This window comes from Gilvibacter sp. CC01 (assembly GCF_055755295.1).
The window spans coordinates 2,635,081-2,653,678 of record NZ_CM146909.1 but is presented as its reverse complement, the minus strand read 5'-3'; the positions used below and the strand labels follow the sequence as shown (position 1 = coordinate 2,653,678).

Genomic DNA, 18,598 nt, shown 5'->3' with positions numbered 1-18,598 from the left:
TTATGAAGAACGAAAAAATTGCTGTATTCTGGTTTCGGAGAGATCTGCGATTGACCGACAATGCAGGTCTATACGCAGCTGCGGAGGGAGAACTGAAAATTTTACCCCTTTTTATATTTGACGAGAACATCTTGGAAGAACTCCCAGAAGATGATGCACGGGTTAACTTTATCTACGATTCTCTTAAAAGACTGCATTACAAACTCCGCAGTAATGATGCCGGGTTCTGTATTCGCAAAGGGAATCCCTTGGACGTTCTCAAAGAACTAAGCAAAGAATTCAATATAACCACTATTCACACCAATCGAGATTACGAGCCCTATGCCAGAAAACGCGACAAAGCCGTAGCAGATTGGGCCAAAGAAACCGGAATTGAATTCCATAGATACAAAGACCAGGTGATCTTTGAACCACAAGAGGTACTAAAAGACGACGGAGACCCATATGTGGTTTACACGCCTTTTAAGAACAAATGGTTGGAACAGTTCAAACCGGCAGATCATCAGGCCTACCCAGAAGTGGAAGCTAGCAGCTTTGTTGTCTTTGAGCAGGAGTTCCCAACTAAGGAATCCTTGAATATTAAGCCTTCTAATATTGAAGTCCCAGACTACGATCTGGATGTGGTTCCTAACTACAAGGACACTAGAAACTTCCCAGCCAAAGACGGGACTAGCCGCCTCGGACCTCATCTGCGCTTTGGAACTGTCGGTATTAGAACCTTGGTGCAAGACGTTAAAGATGAAGAAGAGACCTTTTTAAGTGAACTTATATGGCGGGAGTTCTTTATGCAGATCCTGTATCACTTTCCCAAGGTGGTCAACAATAACTTTAGAGAGAAATACGATGCTGTACCTTGGCGCAACAATAAAGAGGAATTCAAAAAGTGGTGCGAAGGCAATACAGGTTACCCCATGGTAGATGCGGGCATGCGCGAATTGAACAATACGGGCTATATGCACAATCGAGTCCGTATGATCACTGCAGGCTTCTTGTGTAAACATTTACTTATTGATTGGCGTTGGGGCGAGGCTTATTTTGCAGAAAAACTATTGGACTATGAACTGGCGAGTAACAATGGAAACTGGCAATGGGCAGCCGGAACCGGTTGCGATGCCGCTCCCTATTTTAGAGTCTTTAACCCGACTACGCAGATCGATAAGTTCGACAAGCAACGAGAATATATTGAAACCTGGGTGCCAGAATATAAATCGGACGACTATCCGCAGCCTATGGTAGAACATAAAATGGCCCGAGAACGCGCCATTGAAACTTATAAAGAAGCTTTAAACTAAGCCTATGAATACCTTGGAACAATTGCGATACCCTATTGGTCAGGACCAGTTACCAGAAAAGATCAATATGGTCAATTATGCGGATTGGATCGTGACCATTAGAGACTTTGCCTGGCATGTGAACGATCTGGTCAAAGAGCTGTCGCCTGCGGAACTAGCCTATATCTATAGACCAGAAGGCTGGAACATAAAACAGGTGGTGCATCACTGTGCAGATTCTCACATGAATGCCCTGACGCGTTTTAAACTGGCCTTGACCGAGGACAATCCTGTTATAAAACCTTATAAAGAAGCACTTTGGGCAACATTTGCGGATGCCACCGACGACGACCTTAGCGCAAGCATGAAGATGCTAGAAGGAATCCATGCGCGCTGGTACAGCTGCCTCAGTAAGCTGACCCCTCGAGATTTTGAACGTTCTTATTTTCATCCGGAACAGCAAGCCTTGGTCCCGCTTGGAGAAGCTTTAGGGCATTATGATTGGCATTGCCGACATCACCTGGCACACATTCAGCAGGCCTTGGACTACAAAAATGATTTTTCCAACTTGTAGGTCGGCGCAGAATTAGTACCTTTTGGACTGCTAATTATGCCACAACCAACCCAAAAACAGCGCTATTGGCGCACCAACCTCAAGTACCTCAGCATCTTACTGCTGATCTGGTTTATAGTTTCTTATGGTTGTGGAATTCTCTTTAAGGACTTTTTAGATCAATATCAGATTGGCGGGTTTAAACTCGGTTTTTGGTTTGCCCAACAAGGGTCTATCTACGTATTTGTGATCCTGATCTTTGTGTACGTAGCCCTTATGAATCGTTTGGATAAGAAATACGGATTTGACGATTAAACCATGAGTGTACAAACCTGGACTTGGATATTGGTTGGAGTTAGCTTTGCGCTTTATTTTGGCATTGCCATTTGGGCAAGAGCAGGATCTACCAAAGAGTTCTATGTAGCTGGCGGGGGAGTTTCTCCTTTGGCCAATGGCATGGCCACAGCTGCGGATTGGATGAGCGCAGCCTCTTTCATTTCTATGGCTGGCATCATCTCTTTTATGGGATATGACGGCTCGGTCTACCTTATGGGCTGGACAGGAGGTTATGTATTGCTCGCACTCCTTTTGGCGCCCTACCTGAGAAAGTTTGGCAAATTCACAGTTCCAGATTTTATTGGAGACCGCTATTACTCCAATGCGGCGAGAACAGTTGCCGTAATCTGTGCGTTGTTGGTCTCTTTTACCTATGTCGCTGGACAAATGCGGGGTGTGGGTATCGTTTTTTCACAGTTCCTTCAGGTCGATATAGTATGGGGAGTCGTAATTGGAATGGCCGTAGTATTGGTGTTTGCCTTTTTAGGAGGTATGAAAGGAATAACGTATACGCAGGTGGCTCAATATTGCGTCCTGATCTTCGCCTTTATGGTGCCTGCCTTTTTTATCTCCTTTCAGATGACAGGTTCTCCTATACCGCAAATAGGTATGGGTAGCCAGCTCCCAGACGGCACTTATCTGTTGCATCAATTGGACGAACTCCACACTCAATTGGGTTTTAAAGAATATACAGACGGCAGCAAATCTAAGGCCGATGTCTTTCTGATCACCTTAGCCTTAATGGCCGGTACTGCAGGCTTGCCTCATGTTATTGTGCGATTCTTTACCGTACCCAAAGTAAAGGATGCACGCAAATCTGCAGGATTAGCCCTTTTGTTTATAGCTATCCTTTACACCACAGCTCCTGCGGTTGCAGTTTTTGCGCGTACCAATATGATACAGACCGTGAACGAACAGCCTTACACAACAGTTCCAGATTGGTTTACGAATTGGGAGAATACCGGGCTCATTGCCTGGAGCGACAAGAATCAAGACGGGCTTATACAATATCGTGCTGGAAACGCCTTAACAACTAAGTCTCCAGAGTTTACAGAAGCTAGAGGCAGTTATGGAGAAAGACTTATTAGCAATGCTTCCACTAACGAGAACGAACTCTATGTAGATAGAGACATCATGGTCTTGGCCAATCCGGAGATTGCAAATTTACCCAACTGGGTGGTGGCTCTTGTGGCTGCCGGAGGACTCGCAGCAGCTTTAAGTACAGCAGCAGGCTTACTTCTAGTGATCAGTACTTCTGTCTCTCATGATCTAGTAAAAAAGCAGCTCAGACCAAACTTAACCGATAAGGGCGAATTGTTACTAGCCCGAGCTAGTATGTTAGTAGCAGTTCTTATTGCAGGGCTATTTGGGATCTATCCACCAGGGTTCGTAGCTGCGGTGGTTGCCCTGGCCTTTGGCCTGGCTGCAGCCTCATTCTTCCCGGCCATAGTGCTGGGTATATTTGATAAGCGCATGAACAAAGAAGGTGCCCTTGCAGGTATGATCATTGGGGTGAGTCTAATGCTTTTCTATATGATCCGATACAAGACGGGACTCATTTGGACCTTTGACCCCTTACCCACCAGTGCCTGGTGGTGGGGAATTTCTCCAGAAGGTTTTGGATCTATTGCAATGGGTGTGAATATTATAGTCTCTTTGGTGGTATCTAGGCTAACACCGGCCCCACCTCAAGCTATCCGCAAATTGGTTAGTGACATACGAATTCCATCCGACGCAACTGCCGCTCAGAAACACTAGAATTTGGCAATTAGTTTGTATTTTTAAACAGCTATTTGCAAACGCGTCCAATTTAAACAGCACATGAGTACTTATCATCTCAAGTCTTTAGAAGAATACTTTGTCAATTACCGTAAATCCATAAGTAAGCCCGAAGTGTTTTGGGGTGAGATTGCAGAAGAGCATTTTTTGTGGCGCAAACCCTGGACTAGCGTTTGTGAGTGGGATTTTGACAAACCCGAGATTAAATGGTTTCAAGGGGCGCAACTCAATATAACCGAGAATTGCATCGATAGACATTTGCTTACCAGAGGCGAGCAGACGGCCATTATCTTTGAACCCAACGACCCTCAAGAATCCGCAGCACATATCACTTACAACCAATTGCACGAAAAGGTATGCAAGCTGGCAAATGTACTCAAAAATCAAGGTGTTAAAAAAGGTGATAGAGTTTGTATCTACATGCCCATGATACCCGAATTGACCTATGCGGTTTTGGCCTGTGCACGTATTGGCGCCATTCATTCGGTGGTATTTGCCGGGTTTTCATCGACAGCCTTGGCGACCCGTATCAACGACTGTTCGTGCAATATAGTTGTTACTTCGGATGGAAGCTATCGAGGACAAAAGACCTTAGACCTGAAGGCTATCGTAGATGAGGCGCTACAGCAGTGTCCGAGCATTAAAAGTGTGCTAGTGGCCAAGCGTACGGAGAATCCTGTTCATATGGAAGCAGGTAGAGATTATTGGCTTGCACCTCTTATGGAAAAAGCAGCTTCCGACTGCAAGCCAGAGATCATGGATGCGGAAGATCCGCTATTCATACTCTACACCTCTGGTTCTACCGGAAAACCCAAAGGTATGTTGCACAGTTGTGGTGGATATATGGTCTATACCGCCTATACCTTTAAGAACGTTTTTCAATATAAAAATGGCGATGTGTATTGGTGTACTGCGGATATTGGTTGGATAACAGGCCACAGCTATATCGTTTATGGCCCACTGGCCAATGGTGCTACAACAGTTATGTTTGAAGGCGTTCCCTCTTATCCAGACTACGACCGTTTTTGGGAGGTAGTTGCGAAACACCGCGTGAATCAGTTCTACACAGCGCCAACGGCCATACGCGCATTGGCCAAAGAAAGTTTAGAGCACACTAAAAAACACGACCTGAGTTCTCTTAAGGTTTTAGGAACTGTAGGAGAGCCCATAAACGAAGAAGCTTGGCATTGGTATAACGATAATATTGGAGACAAAAGCTGCCCTATTGTAGACACTTGGTGGCAAACCGAGACTGGTGGCATACTTATCTCGCCCATTCCGTTTTTGACTCCAACCAAACCCACCTACGCCACCTTGCCATTGCCAGGGATCCGCCCAGTACTTATGGACGAAACTGGCAACCCTATAGAAAACAACAGCGCCCAAGGACGGCTTTGCATTGCTCAGCCCTGGCCTTCTATAGCGCGCAGTATTTGGGGCGATCATCAGCGTTATAAAGACACTTATTTTTCTGCGTTTCCCGGCTATTATTTTACGGGGGATGGCGCCTTGAGAGACGAAGTAGGCTACTACCGAATCACCGGAAGGGTGGACGATGTGATCATAGTTTCTGGCCACAATTTAGGGACAGCACCGATAGAAGACGCCATTAACGAGCACCCGGCAGTGGCAGAATCGGCCATAGTCGGATTTCCGCATGATGTAAAAGGAAATGCCCTATACGGCTACGTGATACTCAAAGAGACCGGGGCAGATCGCAATACAGAGAATCTTAAAAAAGAGATCAATCAGATCATTACAGAACATATCGGTCCAATTGCTAAATTGGACAAGATCCAGTTTACTCCAGGGCTGCCCAAAACAAGGTCTGGAAAGATCATGAGGCGCATACTGCGCAAAATCGCTTATAACGAACTAGATAATTTAGGCGACACTTCTACCCTGCTTAACCCAGATATAGTAGAACACCTAATTGAAAATCGACTTTAATTCCAACACTATGCAAACAACCAAACAACTCTTAGTAGCAATTTGCACCCTCTTTTTTATAACAGAGCTGAGTGCGCAGCAAATAGAATTGCCTATTGACACCACGGTGGTGACCAATCACAAGACCACCATTATGGGCAAAGCTGTAAGTTATTCTGCCACCACCGGAACCCAACCTGTTTGGGACGAGAACGGAAATCCTATTGCTAGTTTATTTTACACCTATTACCAACGTACCGATGTGGGTAGTAACGAATCCCGCCCGCTGATTATGTCCTTTAACGGAGGACCCGGTTCGGCCTCAGTATGGATGCACGTGGCTTATACCGGGCCCAAAACCTTAAAGATCGACGAAGAAGGCTATCCGGTACAACCTTATGGCGTTCAGGACAATCCTTTCTCCATTTTGGATGTGGCAGACATTGTCTTTGTAAACCCTGCCAATACAGGCTATTCTAGAACTATACCCATGATGGGAAAAGAGGTTGATAAATCCAAGTTCTTTGGCATCAATGCAGATATAGAATACTTGGCAGGCTGGTTAAACACCTTTGTAACCCGCAACAATCGCTGGCGTTCTCCAAAATACATCATTGGAGAAAGTTATGGAGGTACTCGCGTGATGGGATTGGCCAAGGAACTGCAAGGTGCACAATGGATGTATCTCAATGGCGTAATTATGGTCTCTCCTGCAGATTACTTGGTGTTCAATAGTGATGTCCCGGTAGAATCAGCATTAAACTTACCCTACTATACGGCAACGGCATGGCATCATAAAGTACTGCCTGCTGCATTACAGAGTAAGGATCTAATGGAGGTGTTGCCAGAAGCAGAAGCCTTTGCTATCGATGAACTAATGCCAGCCTTGGCCAAAGGTGGGTTTATCTCCGAGGCAGAAAAAGATGCCATTGCTACCAAGATGAGTTACTATTCAGGCTTGAGCAAAAAGACCATATTAGAACTCAACCTGGATGTTCCAACCAGCTATTTCTGGAAAGATCTGCTGCGCGACAAAAGCGGTTATACCGTTGGGCGCTTGGATTCACGTTATTTAGGTTTGGACAAGACCATAGCCGGAGAACGCCCAGATTATAACTCGGAGATACAGTCTTGGCTGCATTCCTTTACCCCGGCTATCAATTATTACATTAGAGAGCATTTGAACTTTAAGACCGATATAAAATACAATATGTTCGGCCCTGTGCGTCCTTGGGACAATCGCAACAATAATGTTCGCGATCAGTTGCGTCAGGCCATGGCAGAAAATCCATATCTGAACGTCTTGGTACAATCTGGTTATTATGACGGTGCTACTACTTATTTTAATGCGAAATACACCATGTGGCAGGTAGACCCAAGTGGTCGAATGAAAGATCGTTTTGAGTTCAAGGGTTATCGCTCTGGGCATATGATGTATTTGCGCAGACAGGATCTAGAGGCTGCCAATAATGACCTACGCGCCTTTATTTTAAAGACAACGAATAAAGGAAAATCCGCTAAGTATTAAAATGGAAGAAAAGGCGCCCCAACACCACGATCTGGTTACTTATTCTGCACTTGAAGAAAAATTAAATATTTGGTCGCACGGCATCGGATTTCTCCTTGCCGTTGCGGCCTTACCTTTACTTATTATCAAGGCAAGTATTAAAGGTTCGGCTTGGCACATTGTTAGTTGGAGTATCTTCGGAGCGAGTATGGTCGTGCTATATGCAGCCTCAACGGTTTATCACTGGAGTAAGAAACCAAAGCTTAGAAAACGCTTCCGAATCTTTGATCATGCGGCTATATATTTACTGATTGCAGGGACCTACACCCCTTTTACGCTCACTACCCTTAACGGGGCTATCGGATGGGTGCTTTTTGGGATCACTTGGGGCCTTGCTTTAGGTGGTGTGATCTTAAAACTCTTCTTTACAGGACGCTATGTTCGACTTTCTACGGTACTTTATATCGCAATGGGATGGATGGTGATCTTTGCAGTAAAACCCATGGTAAACAACCTGGATACGGTTTCTCTTTGGTACTTACTTGCAGGCGGGATCTCCTATACCGTAGGCGCTGTATTGTACAGCCTGCCGCGCTTGCGCTTTAATCATGCGATTTTTCACGTCTTTGTTTTAGGAGGTACGATCTGTCATTTTTTTGCGGTCTATCTCTCCATAAAAACCTAATTCCAGTGTTACCGATAGGTTATTTTTAGAGGAATTTGACTTTTATTTTGAATTTATTGGAATCCGCCTTGGTTTTAACCGTAACTTTGTAGAAGTATTATTAATTATTTTTTATGTTACACGGAACCGTTAAATTCTTCGTTGAAGACAAAGGCTACGGCTTTATCACCGAAGATGATTCAAACACGGATTACTTTGTTCACATTTCCGGATTGACTACAGAAGTTAAAGAAGGCGATAAAGTATCATTTGAATTAAAAGAAGGAAAAAAAGGTATGAACGCAGTAAATGTTCAATTGGCTTAATTCAAATTGATCTAAGACATACACTTTTAAGACAAACCGCGCTCACAGCGCGGTTTTTTTTATGCGTTGGAGTGAAGTGCAACCCGATTGCCTTCAGTATCTTCAAAAACACCCATATACCCATGTTCCGGCGATATCTGTGTTTTCTCTCTTAATACTTTGCCTCCCGCCGCGGCTACTTTAGCCAAAGGGACAGCAACATCGTCTGTCATTAGATACACAAGAGTACCAGCATGACTTGGCGAATAGGTTTCGTGGGCTATCAAAGCTCCTGTTGCGCCTTCTGAAGGATCACCTGGAAAGAAACACATATCAAAACCCCCGATATCTACTAGCTGCATCTGGCAGTCAAGGATCTGTTCGTAGAATATTTTTGCGCGTTTGATATCCGCTGTAGGGATCTCAAACCAATTGACAACTACCTTATTCATGACTCCATTATGGTTTTAAGCTTGGACAGGCCTTCTTCAAAGTCCTTACCTACAGCTTTATCCATATTAAAGAACAATTTTATTGTATCGATCAAGGCCAACAAGGCAATAAGGGCGAGAAGTCCGCCCAAAATATAAAGAACGATCATGATTAAAAAGTTTAGTTAGTCTATTAAAGTTAGTCAATATTGTTGTCTTCTAAAAACCGTTCAATGATCTGATCTGCATTCTTAATACTCTTCAAGGTCCAGTCGATCCTTTTGTCGAGTATTTCGGCCTCATTGAGTTGCCAAGGGATGTTCTCGCTCCGCAGCCTACCAACTAGCTCGTATAAACTAATAGCAGCGGCTACCGAGATATTCAAACTTTCTGTAAAGCCATACATCGGGATGGTCAAATGTGCATCTGCTTCTTGCATTACGTAATCGCTTAGGCCGTCGCCTTCCTTACCAAAAAAGAGTGCGATCTTTTCAGTAAGGTTTAAGGCCTTTGGTCCAACAGCTTCACCATGCGGTGTAGTAGCTATGATCTTGTATCCTTGAGCTCTCAGGGTTGCAATGCAGGATGCTACGGAGTCATAACGGATAACATCAACCCACTTCTGGGCCCCCATCGCGATCTCTTTGTCTATGCGACGCCCTTCTATCTCTTCTATAACGTGAAGTTCTTGGATCCCGAAGATATCGCAACTGCGCACCACTGCAGAAGTATTGTGCAATTGATAAACTCCTTCGGTAACCACTGTAATGTGTTTGGTACGCTGGGCAAGCACTTCCTTGAACAGTTCCCGGCGACGCTCGGTTAAAAAGTCTTCTAGATAAGTAAATAATTGGGCATCCATAATTTGTAAATTAGTAAATAATCTTAAGGGCTGCAATCGAATGAAAATAACAGTACTCAGTGGCGCAGGCGTTAGCGCAGAAAGTGGTCTAAAGACCTTTAGAGATTCCAACGGACTTTGGGAAGGTCACGATGTAATGGAAGTTGCTTCACCACAAGGTTGGCGGGCCAATCCAGAACTCGTACTAGACTTTTACAACCAACGCAGAAGACAGCTCTTGGAGGTAGGGCCTAACAACGCTCACACGGCCTTAGCAAACCTAGAGCAAGAACACCAAGTAAACATAGTGACACAAAATGTGGACGATCTGCACGAACGCAGCGGTAGCTCTGAGGTGCTTCATCTACACGGGGAATTGTTCAAAGTACGCTGCAGTAGATACCACGATGATATCCGCCTTTGGAAAAAAGACTTGAACCTTGGCGATCTGAGTAAGAATGGGCATCAACTAAGACCACATATTGTTTGGTTTGGGGAAGACGTTCCCCTAATTGCGAAAGCTGCAGAAATTGTAAGCCAATGCGAAGTATTGATCATAGTTGGAACTTCTATGCAGGTCTATCCTGCCGCAGGCTTGTTGAACTACGCACCGCTAGACACGCCCATATATTTTGTAGATCCTAATCCTGCAATAACTTCGGGAGGCCGAGTAAATGTGATCGCCTCAAGTGCTACCCAAGGCATCCCTACTGTGGTCGATCTCCTAAGTTGAGTAATGCTCTGTAGCTCTCGGCCCAATTCACCATTGCAGTGATCTGCGCATCGCTGAGTACAGCATCTTTATGCACCCAAGTGTAGGAGTCCAGGGGCATATGTTTTTTCTTGACCTCTTCTATGAGCTCTTCCATTTTGTGGTCTTTGCGCCTTTTAGAATAGGAATCCCACTCAGAAAAATTCAATTCGCCTTTACCGTGGTCGATATGATCGGCCAACCAATAAGAGATGGGCGCGACCTCTGCATACCATGGATATCGCGTGTTGTTACTATGACAATCTAAACAGGCTGTTTTAAGGGTCTGCATCACCTCATCCGGAGGATTGGTCTCTGCAACAAAGGCAGCCCGATAATCACCCGCTACCCTGTTCTTTTCCACCCGGAAGAATTGCATCACCACAAAGGCGATCAAAGCGAGGATCAGCAGTTTTTTAAGTATCTTCATCTGCAGTTAGTTGATGATTTAAATTAAGTTATTTTGTCACGCCAAGCTCTTGAAGAAACGTTAAATTATGCAAAGGCCTACAGGGCCAGCAGACAAGAAGCTGCCAATTGGGTTTTGGAGCATCCTCAGTGCTTTAAAGATCTTTTACTTTTCTGCGCAGATGAGGGCAGCGACCGTTCGCATAAAGCGGCTTGGGTTTTAGAATTTGTTTGTAAGGCTAAGATGGAACTTTTGCTTCCGCATTTGGATATATTTTGCGAACTGATCCAAAAGGTCAAAAAGGACCAGACAAAAAGGCCTATGGCTAAGATCACCGAACTCTTGTGTTTGGGTTACTACAAGCAAGGAGATAAAAAAATCCAGACTGCTTTAAAGCAGGAACATCGCCAGGCGTTTACTGCAGCTTGCTTTGACTGGGTCATCAATGAGGAAAAAGTAGCTTGTAAAGCTTATAGTATTCAAAGTTTGTATTGGCTAGGTACGGAGTTCGATTGGGTGCATCCGGAACTCAAATTGATACTGCAAGAAGGTTATGCCAAACACTCTGCCGGATATAAGGCAAGAACTCGGACATTCTTAGCCATGATGGAGAAATATCAGGCCGAAAAGCAGTAGTGGAAATTTGGTTATAAACCGTATCTTAGCCCTTTCTTAAAAATTAGCCCAAATGAGCAATACGGCCCTCCGTGCAATTTCTCCAATAGATGGACGCTACGCTAGTAAAACTGGTGCTTTAGCAGATTATTTTTCAGAAGAAGCGCTGATTAAATACCGCATTCAAGTAGAGATAGAATACTTTATTGCGCTTTGTGAGTTGCCCTTGCCACAGCTCAAAGATTTTGATCACGGACAATTTGAGGCCATTAGAAAGCTATACACGGAATTCAGTGCAGTAGACGCTAAACGTGTAAAAGAAATTGAGGGAATTACCAACCACGACGTAAAAGCCGTGGAATACTTCATTAAAGAAGGTTTTGATCGTTTGGGTATTGGAGAAGACAAAGAGTTCATTCACTTTGGATTGACCTCCCAAGACATCAACAATACCGCTGTACCCTTATCGCTCAAAGAAGCTGTAAACGATGTCTACATCCCGCTTTTTTTAGAGCTGATAGAAAAACTAGAAGGCCTTGTGGAGCAATGGAAAGACATTCCAATGTTGGCTCGTACACACGGACAGCCTGCCTCTCCTACCCGTTTGGGTAAAGAGATCGCTGTTTATGTGGTGCGTTTGCGCGAGCAATTGGATCTGCTTAACGATATTAAAAGCGCCGCGAAATTTGGAGGCGCAACAGGAAACTTCAACGCGCATAAAGTTGCCTATCCGGAGATAGACTGGAAAGGTTTTGCAACCCATTTTGTTCAAGAAAAGCTAGGCCTGCACCATTCGTTCCCAACCACGCAGATAGAGCATTACGACCATATGGCTGCTTTGTTCGATGGCTTAAAGCGAATCAACACCGTAATTTTGGATATGGATCGTGATTTTTGGACCTATATCTCTATGGATTACTTTAAGCAAAAAATTAAAAAAGGTGAAGTAGGTTCGTCGGCCATGCCGCATAAGGTTAACCCTATCGACTTTGAGAACTCCGAAGGAAACCTCGGTATTGCCAATGCGGTCTTTGAACACCTAGCTGCAAAACTTCCCGTATCTCGTCTGCAACGCGACCTTACAGATTCTACGGTAATGCGAAATATTGGGGTGCCTATTGCCCATACGGTTATCGCCATAAAAGCAACGCTAAAAGGCCTGGGCAAACTATTGCTCAACGAGCAGGCCTTAGCCAAAGACTTGGAAAACAATTGGGCCGTAGTGGCAGAGGCCATTCAAACCATATTACGCCGTGAGGGCTATCCGAATCCGTACGAAGCCTTAAAAGGTCTTACACGCACCAATGAGGCTATTACCCAGCAAACCATGGCAGCGTTCATTGCGTCCTTAGATGTTTCAGACGGCCTAAAACAAGAAATGCTGGCTATTACACCAGCATCCTACACGGGAATATAAATTCCCTAGTTTTATTTTTTCAATTTAGTCCTCGATCTCGTCGATGATGGAATCGAGCTTGGTCTCAGAGACCTCGTCGTCTACCCATCCTTCTTGGTCTTCCCAGGAATCGTCATAGTCTTCGTCGCTCGTATCAAAAAGTTGACCCAATCCGTTCATTTGGCTCACGTCCAGATCTCCTGTCTCTATAGAGCGCATCATGTTCACGAATTTCTCCGGATCCATATCGTTTCCTGTCAGCCTAAAGATCGCGAAACCTCGCTCCTCGTCGCTGGCAAAAATCACCAACTCATCAATGGCATCGGTCTCTCCTACGAACTTCAAAGATGCCCCTTGTGTTGGAGAACCAAAACTGATCAGGGTCTGATACTGCTCTCGGGCCAAAATGTCTATCACGTTCTGCTTCTCTTGTTGGTATTCTGTCTTAAGAGAATCTCCATCTTTAATAGGATAAGCCATAATGTTAAGCTTACGCACAGACTGCATCACTTCTTTTTGCTCTGCATTGAGCAGATCGCTGTCTTCTGTGATCAAACTAGAAGGTACGTCAAACTTGACAAAACGGTTGTCTTCTTGTTTGTCTACAAAATAGGACTGTAAAGTGGGTTCCTCGTTGCAACTAACCAAAATTGCAGCGAGGAATATCCCTAAGCTAATTATTGCTAATAAATGTTTCAATCGCCTTAGTTTTTCTTATCGATGTTCTTGAGCTCTTCGCTTCCTGGCAACTTTAGATCTTTGGTCAATTGCGAGATCTGACTTAAGTTTAGATCGCCGGTAAGGCTCATGATCACTGACATCTGCTTGCCGTCAATATCGCCGGTAACATGCATCAACAACTCTTTTACAAAGCCTTCGCTTTCGCCGTCCTGTGAATAAAAGCGCACGCGCTTACCTTCACTGCTTACTCGCATCAACTCTTCCAGTTTAGGATTGCTCTTTAGGTAATTAGTCACCGTAGTGTTCATATCGTTACGGGTTGACTCATCTTCTGTCACAAAAACACGGATATTGTCGATATTGTCAATAAGGTCTTTGTAAGCTTGTGCCTCCGGATCGTCGGTTTCAAAATCGATGTCGCGGATCAACTTGAACATCTTTGCGGTAGCTACAAAGGAAGTTACTTTCCCGTTAGTCTCATATTTATCAAATACATCTTGTGCAAAACCGGTTGCGGTTACTACCAAAGCCAAGATTAAAATTACTGCTCTTTTCATACGTTTATTGAATAAATGAATTGCTTATTTAAAAATTTGTTCTGCGGCCTTGTCAAATTCAATGAGGTAGGCCATGCCTTCAATGCCGTCATTAAGATTGCCAGAGATCATTTCTAACGCTTTCTTCGCTTGCTCAAAAGCTTCTACTGCTTCTTGTTGCTCTGCGGTCAAGGTTGGGCTGTCGTCTGCGCTGTTGTTCATAAAGATTCCAACACTCAATAACACTCCAATCACAGCGGCGGCTGCATAGCCCCAAATTGGATTTCGTCTCTTTTCTTGTGGCACCACAAATGTTTTTTCAGATTTCTGCTGACGCATATACCCAAAACCTGCAAAGAGATCTTTGTACGGGGCCAAATGGTCCGGCAGATCCGCAGTAGCAAAGTACTGCGCTAATTGAGCTTCTTGCTCTAAGGTGGTGTTCCCCTCGAAATACTGCTCCAATAAGGATTCTATTTTAGCTAACTCCATAATTGTATTGTTTTATCAATGCTTCCCTTATGGTTTTACGTGCGCGGCTCAAAGCCACTCGTATAGCCGTGGGTTTCATATCTACTATTGCTGCGATCTCGTCAAAATCATATTGCTCTACATCGCGTAATTGAATTATCATACGTTGTTGTTCCGGTAGGGTTTCCATGATCTCAAAAACCATACGCACTCCGTCATTCGCCTCTACTTGATCTTGCAATCTAGCATGTGGCGACTGATAGTTACTGTGTACTATCTTAAGGTGACCTGCTTGTTTGGATTTTAATCGGTCCAAACAATAGTTTTTGGTCATGGTCATTGCAAAAGCCTCTGGGTTGTTATAGTTGCTCATGCGCTCCTTTCCCTTCCACAACTTTAAAAGAACTTCTTGAACTGCATCCTCTGCCTCATCCGTAGAAACCAAGATTCTTCTCGCCAAACGATACATCTTATCTTTGAATGGCATTACAACTTGTAAGAACTCCTCTTGTTTCATTTTTCTGATGGTTGGCAATGATGCGCTTCTGAAGTTAGGACGAACCAGACAATTTTTTGTTACAAAAAAAGTTTAAATTCGCAATGAACCCATGTTTTATGCGTTTTTGCAAGGGAAAAGATTTTTTCCCAACTTAAAAGTATCATGGCATAATTCATGTTGCCTTTATATAAAAAGCTATGCGAAAAATATTCCTACTTACTGTGGCGACAGCCCTTCTGTTTGCCACAGCCGCCTGTTTCGAGGATCAGGACGACAACCTGACCGGAAATAACAACGGCAATGTTGCCTTTACCATCAATGATTTTATTTGGAACGGCCTTAACGCCTTCTATCTATATAAAGACGATGTTCCCAATCTGGCCAACGATCGTTTTGCAACGGTCGAAGAAAAATCCGCATTTACGGGTTCGTATCCGAGTCCTGAAGCCATTTTTGACGATCTGATCTATCAACCAGGGGTTATAGATAGGTTCAGTTTCTTGGTAGACGATTATATCACACTGGAGCAGCAGTTCCAAGGTGTTACCAAAAACAACGGTATGGAATATGGTCTGGTGTTCTATCCAGGGAGTGAATTTGAGGTGTTTGGCTATGTGCGCTACGTTTTGCCAGGCACTAGTGCGGAAGCAGCAGGTTTGACCCGAGGCGTTATCTTTAATACAGTAGATGGCCAACAGCTCAATAACGACAATTTCAGAACATTGCTGGCTCCAGACAGCTATACCATAGGTTTAGCCACTTTTGACGGAGATACCGTTACGCCAACAGGAGAAAGCGTTGACCTTACCAAGGTAGAATACACCGAAAATCCAATCTTAATTGCAGAGACGCTTAACGTAAGTGGACAGAATATTGGCTATTTGATGTATAACGGCTTTACCTCCAATTTCGATGAACAGCTTAACGATGCCTTTGGACAGTTTGCTGCGGATGGGATCACGGACTTGGTGCTGGATCTGCGCTATAACCCCGGTGGTTCTGTGCTAACGGCCATTACACTTTCGAGCCTGATTACGGGCCAATTTACAGGGGAGATCTTTACCACAGAAGAATGGAACAGCGACAATCAAGCCTTTTTTGATGCCAATGACCCAGAACGTTTGATCAACCGTTTTATCAACGAGACTCGCAATGGATCGGCGCTGAATAGTTTGAATTTAAACCAAGTCTATGTCTTGACTACAAGACGCTCGGCTTCCGCAAGTGAATTGGTCATCAACGGCTTAGACCCATGGATCAATGTAGTGCAGATTGGAGGAACCACTACTGGGAAATTTACGGCGTCCACTACCCTTTACGATTCAGAGAACTTTGGTCGTGCCGGAGCTAATCCAGATCACACTTATGCCATGCAGCCCTTGATCTTGAAATCTGTTAACGCCAATGGAGTTACCGATTATTTCGACGGCTTGGCTCCAGATACCTTATTGCCAGAAGATTACACCAATCTCGGCACCCTAGGTGATGTCAACGAACCCTTATTGGCAGAAGCATTGTTTCAGATCACTGGAGCAGGATTTGGGGCAGCACCAAAAACAAGCGGCCCAGAACTTCAAGAAGTTTCAGGCCGCAAAGAACAATTGCCTCATTTCGACGAGTTGATCTATGACCTGCCCTTACCGGGGGCCACAGGTAACTTTCGATAGGCTATAAGTTTATATTCATACCCAAGCTAAAATTTCTGCCCAAGGTCTGAAAGCGGAAGAGTTCTTCATACTCCTGGTTGAGTAGGTTGTTTACTCGCGCGATGAATCCAATAGCTTCATTTAGACGAATTTGTCCATACCAATCTAGAATTCCAAAGGCGTCAAGGGTCACAGCCTCGTTCTCAAAACTCACGGAATTGAAAAATGCATCTTCACGAGCTGCATTGTACTGATATTGCAATCCGGAGTTAAACGTCTGAGTCCATTGCACGTTTAAATTGGCATTTAATTTATGCTCCGGAATACGCAGACTAAAGCGTTCGTCGGGTTTAGTGTAAGTATAATTGGCATTAAAGCGAACTTTCCCGGTCTGGAACTGTCCTTCTACCTCTATTCCACTGGCGCTAAAGCCTTCTGTGATATTCTGATATTGGAAAATAAACAGATCCGGGTCCACCGTAACAAAGTCAATAAAGTCTTCTTCCAAGCGGTTGAAATAAACTACACTGAGATTAAAGGAATCTGTTTTTCCAACAGCTAGACCTGCTTCAAGGGTTCGGTTGTTCTCAGGGTCCAATTCCAGATTTCCGAAACTTGGATCGAACAGCTGGAATAAGCTTGGGGTGATATAAGCAGTACTGTAGCTGGCCATAACTTTGGCATCTAGGTCTCCCAATTTCTTTGTAAACGACGGATTGATGTGATACACCACAGCATTGTCGTAATTGCTGTGTGTATTTAAACGCACTCCTGCGTTGATATTCAAGCCAAAATCACTTTGATAGACCACATTTAAATACGGATCAATGATATCGAAATCGGCCGTTTGACCGTCGAAATCCTGGTTAAAGTCCGAAGCGCCAAAAGGAATAGAAAAAGAATTGAAATCACTGAATTGCCCGTTGCCCCCCACTACTGTGCTGAACTGTTTGTTCCACCGGTGATTCCAATAACCATCTACTGCAAAGAAACGACTGTCAAATCGCGACGGGAACGATGACGCTATCTCACGATCTGTCCAGCTATAGGCATCGTTGACCACTACGCGTCCCTTTGGGTAACTATAAGTTAAATTTCCGCGGAGCTGCTGCAGTTCGGTCGTACTTAAATTGTTTGCGTCGGTATAGTCAAAATTGTCAAAAGCTGCCTTAAATCGTGCCTGGCTAAAACTTCTAGAAATGCGCAATCCATTATTAAAGTCATAGCCAAGGCTTGCTGTTGCCGAATAAGAATTGAACGGGTCGTTATCAAAGGCCGGTTCGCCTTCTGGTGCTGCAACTGCAGAAAGTCCTGTGCGCGATTGATGATCAAGCTGCATTTGGTATGACCACCCTTTGTATGTTCCACCCATACGAGCGGAATTGTTAAAAGCCTGAACTCCAAAACCGCTGCGCTCACTAGAATTCTCAGTGGCCAAACTCGTGCTGGCTTGTAAACCGAATACCTTGTCGCTGTTCTTCTTAGAGGTCAAGGATATAACTGCAGTAGCTGCTCCGGAGCCATATAAAACACTGGAAGCCCCTTTGAGCACTTCTATTTTTTCAAATCCGGAGGCGGGAAGCAGCCGCAAGTCAAAATCATTGGCAATCTGAGATGGATCATTGACCTGTACCCCATCTATAAGCACTACGACCTGGCGGTTCCTGCCACCGCGTACAAAATAACCGAGGTTTTGCCCACCATTGGATCTACTACCGTTGATCTCAATACCCGATATGCGGTTGAGTATTTGTGCAACCGAGCTGTTGGGAGTTAGCGCGATCTGCTCCGCAGTAATGCTACTGATGATTTTTCCGCTATTGGCAGAGACCAAAGGGGTTTTTGAATCTAAATAAACAGTGTCCAGAGAATTTTGTCGGCCCGTAGACTGTGAGAATCCAAGGGTAGACAATCCCAACACCATTCCAGTAATACAAAGAATCTTCTTCATTTTTAAAGATGTTTACTGGAATAAAAG

General features: G+C 44.3%; 21 protein-coding genes. 12 read left to right on the top strand and 9 right to left on the bottom strand.

Annotated elements, in window-relative coordinates:
• The first annotated feature begins 2 nt into the window (after nucleotides 1–2).
• The 8 genes from AC0J2F_RS12575 (at nucleotide 3) to AC0J2F_RS12540 (ending at nucleotide 8,365) form a co-directional block, all read left to right on the top strand.
• Complete coding sequence (locus AC0J2F_RS12575; protein ID WP_374959620.1) at nucleotides 3–1,292, top strand: cryptochrome/photolyase family protein; 1,290 nt, start codon at nucleotides 3–5, stop codon at nucleotides 1,290–1,292.
• A 4-nt stretch (nucleotides 1,293–1,296) separates the two neighbouring features.
• Nucleotides 1,297–1,845: a YfiT family bacillithiol transferase gene (locus AC0J2F_RS12570; RefSeq protein WP_473007942.1), complete on the top strand. Its 549-nt coding sequence runs from the start codon at nucleotides 1,297–1,299 to the stop codon at nucleotides 1,843–1,845.
• A 36-nt stretch (nucleotides 1,846–1,881) separates the two neighbouring features.
• Nucleotides 1,882–2,139, top strand: coding sequence for a DUF4212 domain-containing protein (locus AC0J2F_RS12565; protein WP_473007941.1), 258 nt, complete (start codon nucleotides 1,882–1,884; stop codon nucleotides 2,137–2,139).
• 3 nt (nucleotides 2,140–2,142) lie between these two features.
• Nucleotides 2,143–3,918: a sodium:solute symporter family protein gene (locus AC0J2F_RS12560; protein WP_374959623.1), complete on the top strand. Its 1,776-nt coding sequence runs from the start codon at nucleotides 2,143–2,145 to the stop codon at nucleotides 3,916–3,918.
• 33 nt (nucleotides 3,919–3,951) lie between these two features.
• Nucleotides 3,952–5,889 (top strand): acetate--CoA ligase, encoded by a 1,938-nt coding sequence (acs, locus tag AC0J2F_RS12555; RefSeq protein WP_473009393.1) that lies wholly within the window; start codon nucleotides 3,952–3,954, stop codon nucleotides 5,887–5,889.
• Between the two features lie 10 nt (nucleotides 5,890–5,899).
• Nucleotides 5,900–7,396 carry a S10 family peptidase gene (locus AC0J2F_RS12550; RefSeq protein WP_473007940.1) on the top strand — a complete coding sequence of 499 codons (1,497 nt, stop codon included), beginning with the start codon at nucleotides 5,900–5,902 and terminating at the stop codon, nucleotides 7,394–7,396.
• A 1-nt stretch (nucleotide 7,397) separates the two neighbouring features.
• The gene (gene trhA, locus AC0J2F_RS12545; RefSeq protein ID WP_473007939.1) at nucleotides 7,398–8,060 is read left to right on the top strand and encodes a PAQR family membrane homeostasis protein TrhA; all 663 of its coding nucleotides are present in this window, start codon (nucleotides 7,398–7,400) and stop codon (nucleotides 8,058–8,060) included.
• 113 nt (nucleotides 8,061–8,173) lie between these two features.
• Entirely contained in the window at nucleotides 8,174–8,365 is a 192-nt protein-coding gene (locus AC0J2F_RS12540; protein ID WP_087522800.1) for a cold-shock protein, read from the top strand.
• A 59-nt stretch (nucleotides 8,366–8,424) separates the two neighbouring features.
• Here the strand turns inward: AC0J2F_RS12540 and AC0J2F_RS12535 are convergent, their stop codons facing one another.
• From AC0J2F_RS12535 to AC0J2F_RS12525, 3 genes are read right to left on the bottom strand one after another with little or no spacing between them, the layout of a single operon-like run.
• Nucleotides 8,425–8,796 (bottom strand): VOC family protein, encoded by a 372-nt coding sequence (locus AC0J2F_RS12535; RefSeq protein ID WP_374959627.1) that lies wholly within the window; start codon nucleotides 8,794–8,796, stop codon nucleotides 8,425–8,427.
• Nucleotides 8,793–8,945, bottom strand: a complete 153-nt coding sequence (locus AC0J2F_RS12530) for a hypothetical protein (RefSeq protein ID WP_374959628.1) — start codon at nucleotides 8,943–8,945, stop codon at nucleotides 8,793–8,795. The genes AC0J2F_RS12535 and AC0J2F_RS12530 overlap by 4 nt, the downstream gene beginning before the upstream one ends.
• Before the next feature lie 29 nt (nucleotides 8,946–8,974).
• Nucleotides 8,975–9,637 carry a TrmH family RNA methyltransferase gene (locus AC0J2F_RS12525; protein WP_473007938.1) on the bottom strand — a complete coding sequence of 221 codons (663 nt, stop codon included), beginning with the start codon at nucleotides 9,635–9,637 and terminating at the stop codon, nucleotides 8,975–8,977.
• Nucleotides 9,638–9,677: 40 nt separating this feature from the next.
• Between AC0J2F_RS12525 and AC0J2F_RS12520 the strand changes: the two genes are divergently transcribed.
• On the top strand, nucleotides 9,678–10,349 hold the full coding sequence (locus tag AC0J2F_RS12520; RefSeq protein ID WP_473007937.1) for an SIR2 family NAD-dependent protein deacylase: 672 nt from the start codon (nucleotides 9,678–9,680) through the stop codon (nucleotides 10,347–10,349).
• Here the strand turns inward: AC0J2F_RS12520 and AC0J2F_RS12515 are convergent.
• A complete protein-coding gene (locus tag AC0J2F_RS12515; RefSeq protein WP_473007936.1) occupies nucleotides 10,324–10,797 on the bottom strand; it encodes a heme-binding domain-containing protein in 474 nt (157 codons plus the stop codon). The two genes, AC0J2F_RS12520 and AC0J2F_RS12515, sit on opposite strands and share 26 nt — an antisense overlap.
• Nucleotides 10,798–10,830: 33 nt before the next feature.
• Here AC0J2F_RS12515 and AC0J2F_RS12510 point away from each other — a divergent pair, with 33 nt between their 5' ends.
• Nucleotides 10,831–11,412, top strand: a complete 582-nt coding sequence (locus AC0J2F_RS12510) for an adenylosuccinate lyase (protein ID WP_374959632.1) — start codon at nucleotides 10,831–10,833, stop codon at nucleotides 11,410–11,412.
• A 52-nt stretch (nucleotides 11,413–11,464) separates the two neighbouring features.
• Nucleotides 11,465–12,808, top strand: coding sequence for an adenylosuccinate lyase (gene purB, locus AC0J2F_RS12505; RefSeq protein ID WP_473007935.1), 1,344 nt, complete (start codon nucleotides 11,465–11,467; stop codon nucleotides 12,806–12,808).
• Between the two features lie 24 nt (nucleotides 12,809–12,832).
• Here purB and AC0J2F_RS12500 read toward each other — a convergent pair whose 3' ends face one another.
• Genes AC0J2F_RS12500 through AC0J2F_RS12485 form a run of 4 tightly spaced genes read right to left on the bottom strand, consistent with a single transcriptional unit; the run spans nucleotide 12,833 to nucleotide 14,992 of the window.
• Nucleotides 12,833–13,486 (bottom strand): DUF4252 domain-containing protein, encoded by a 654-nt coding sequence (locus AC0J2F_RS12500; RefSeq protein ID WP_473007934.1) that lies wholly within the window; start codon nucleotides 13,484–13,486, stop codon nucleotides 12,833–12,835.
• A gap of 5 nt (nucleotides 13,487–13,491) precedes the next feature.
• On the bottom strand, nucleotides 13,492–14,025 hold the full coding sequence (locus tag AC0J2F_RS12495; RefSeq protein ID WP_473007933.1) for a DUF4252 domain-containing protein: 534 nt from the start codon (nucleotides 14,023–14,025) through the stop codon (nucleotides 13,492–13,494).
• Nucleotides 14,026–14,049: 24 nt separating this feature from the next.
• Nucleotides 14,050–14,496, bottom strand: coding sequence for a hypothetical protein (locus AC0J2F_RS12490; protein WP_473007932.1), 447 nt, complete (start codon nucleotides 14,494–14,496; stop codon nucleotides 14,050–14,052).
• Entirely contained in the window at nucleotides 14,483–14,992 is a 510-nt protein-coding gene (locus tag AC0J2F_RS12485; RefSeq protein WP_374958396.1) for an RNA polymerase sigma factor, read from the bottom strand. Before AC0J2F_RS12485 ends, AC0J2F_RS12490 begins: the two co-directional genes overlap by 14 nt.
• A 179-nt stretch (nucleotides 14,993–15,171) precedes the next feature.
• Here AC0J2F_RS12485 and AC0J2F_RS12480 point away from each other — a divergent pair, with 179 nt between their 5' ends.
• Nucleotides 15,172–16,641, top strand: a complete 1,470-nt coding sequence (locus tag AC0J2F_RS12480; protein WP_473007931.1) for a S41 family peptidase — start codon at nucleotides 15,172–15,174, stop codon at nucleotides 16,639–16,641.
• 1 nt (nucleotide 16,642) lies between these two features.
• Here AC0J2F_RS12480 and AC0J2F_RS12475 read toward each other — a convergent pair whose 3' ends face one another.
• Nucleotides 16,643–18,571, bottom strand: a complete 1,929-nt coding sequence (locus AC0J2F_RS12475) for a TonB-dependent receptor plug domain-containing protein (RefSeq protein ID WP_473007930.1) — start codon at nucleotides 18,569–18,571, stop codon at nucleotides 16,643–16,645.
• Between the last annotated feature and the right edge of the window lie 27 nt (nucleotides 18,572–18,598).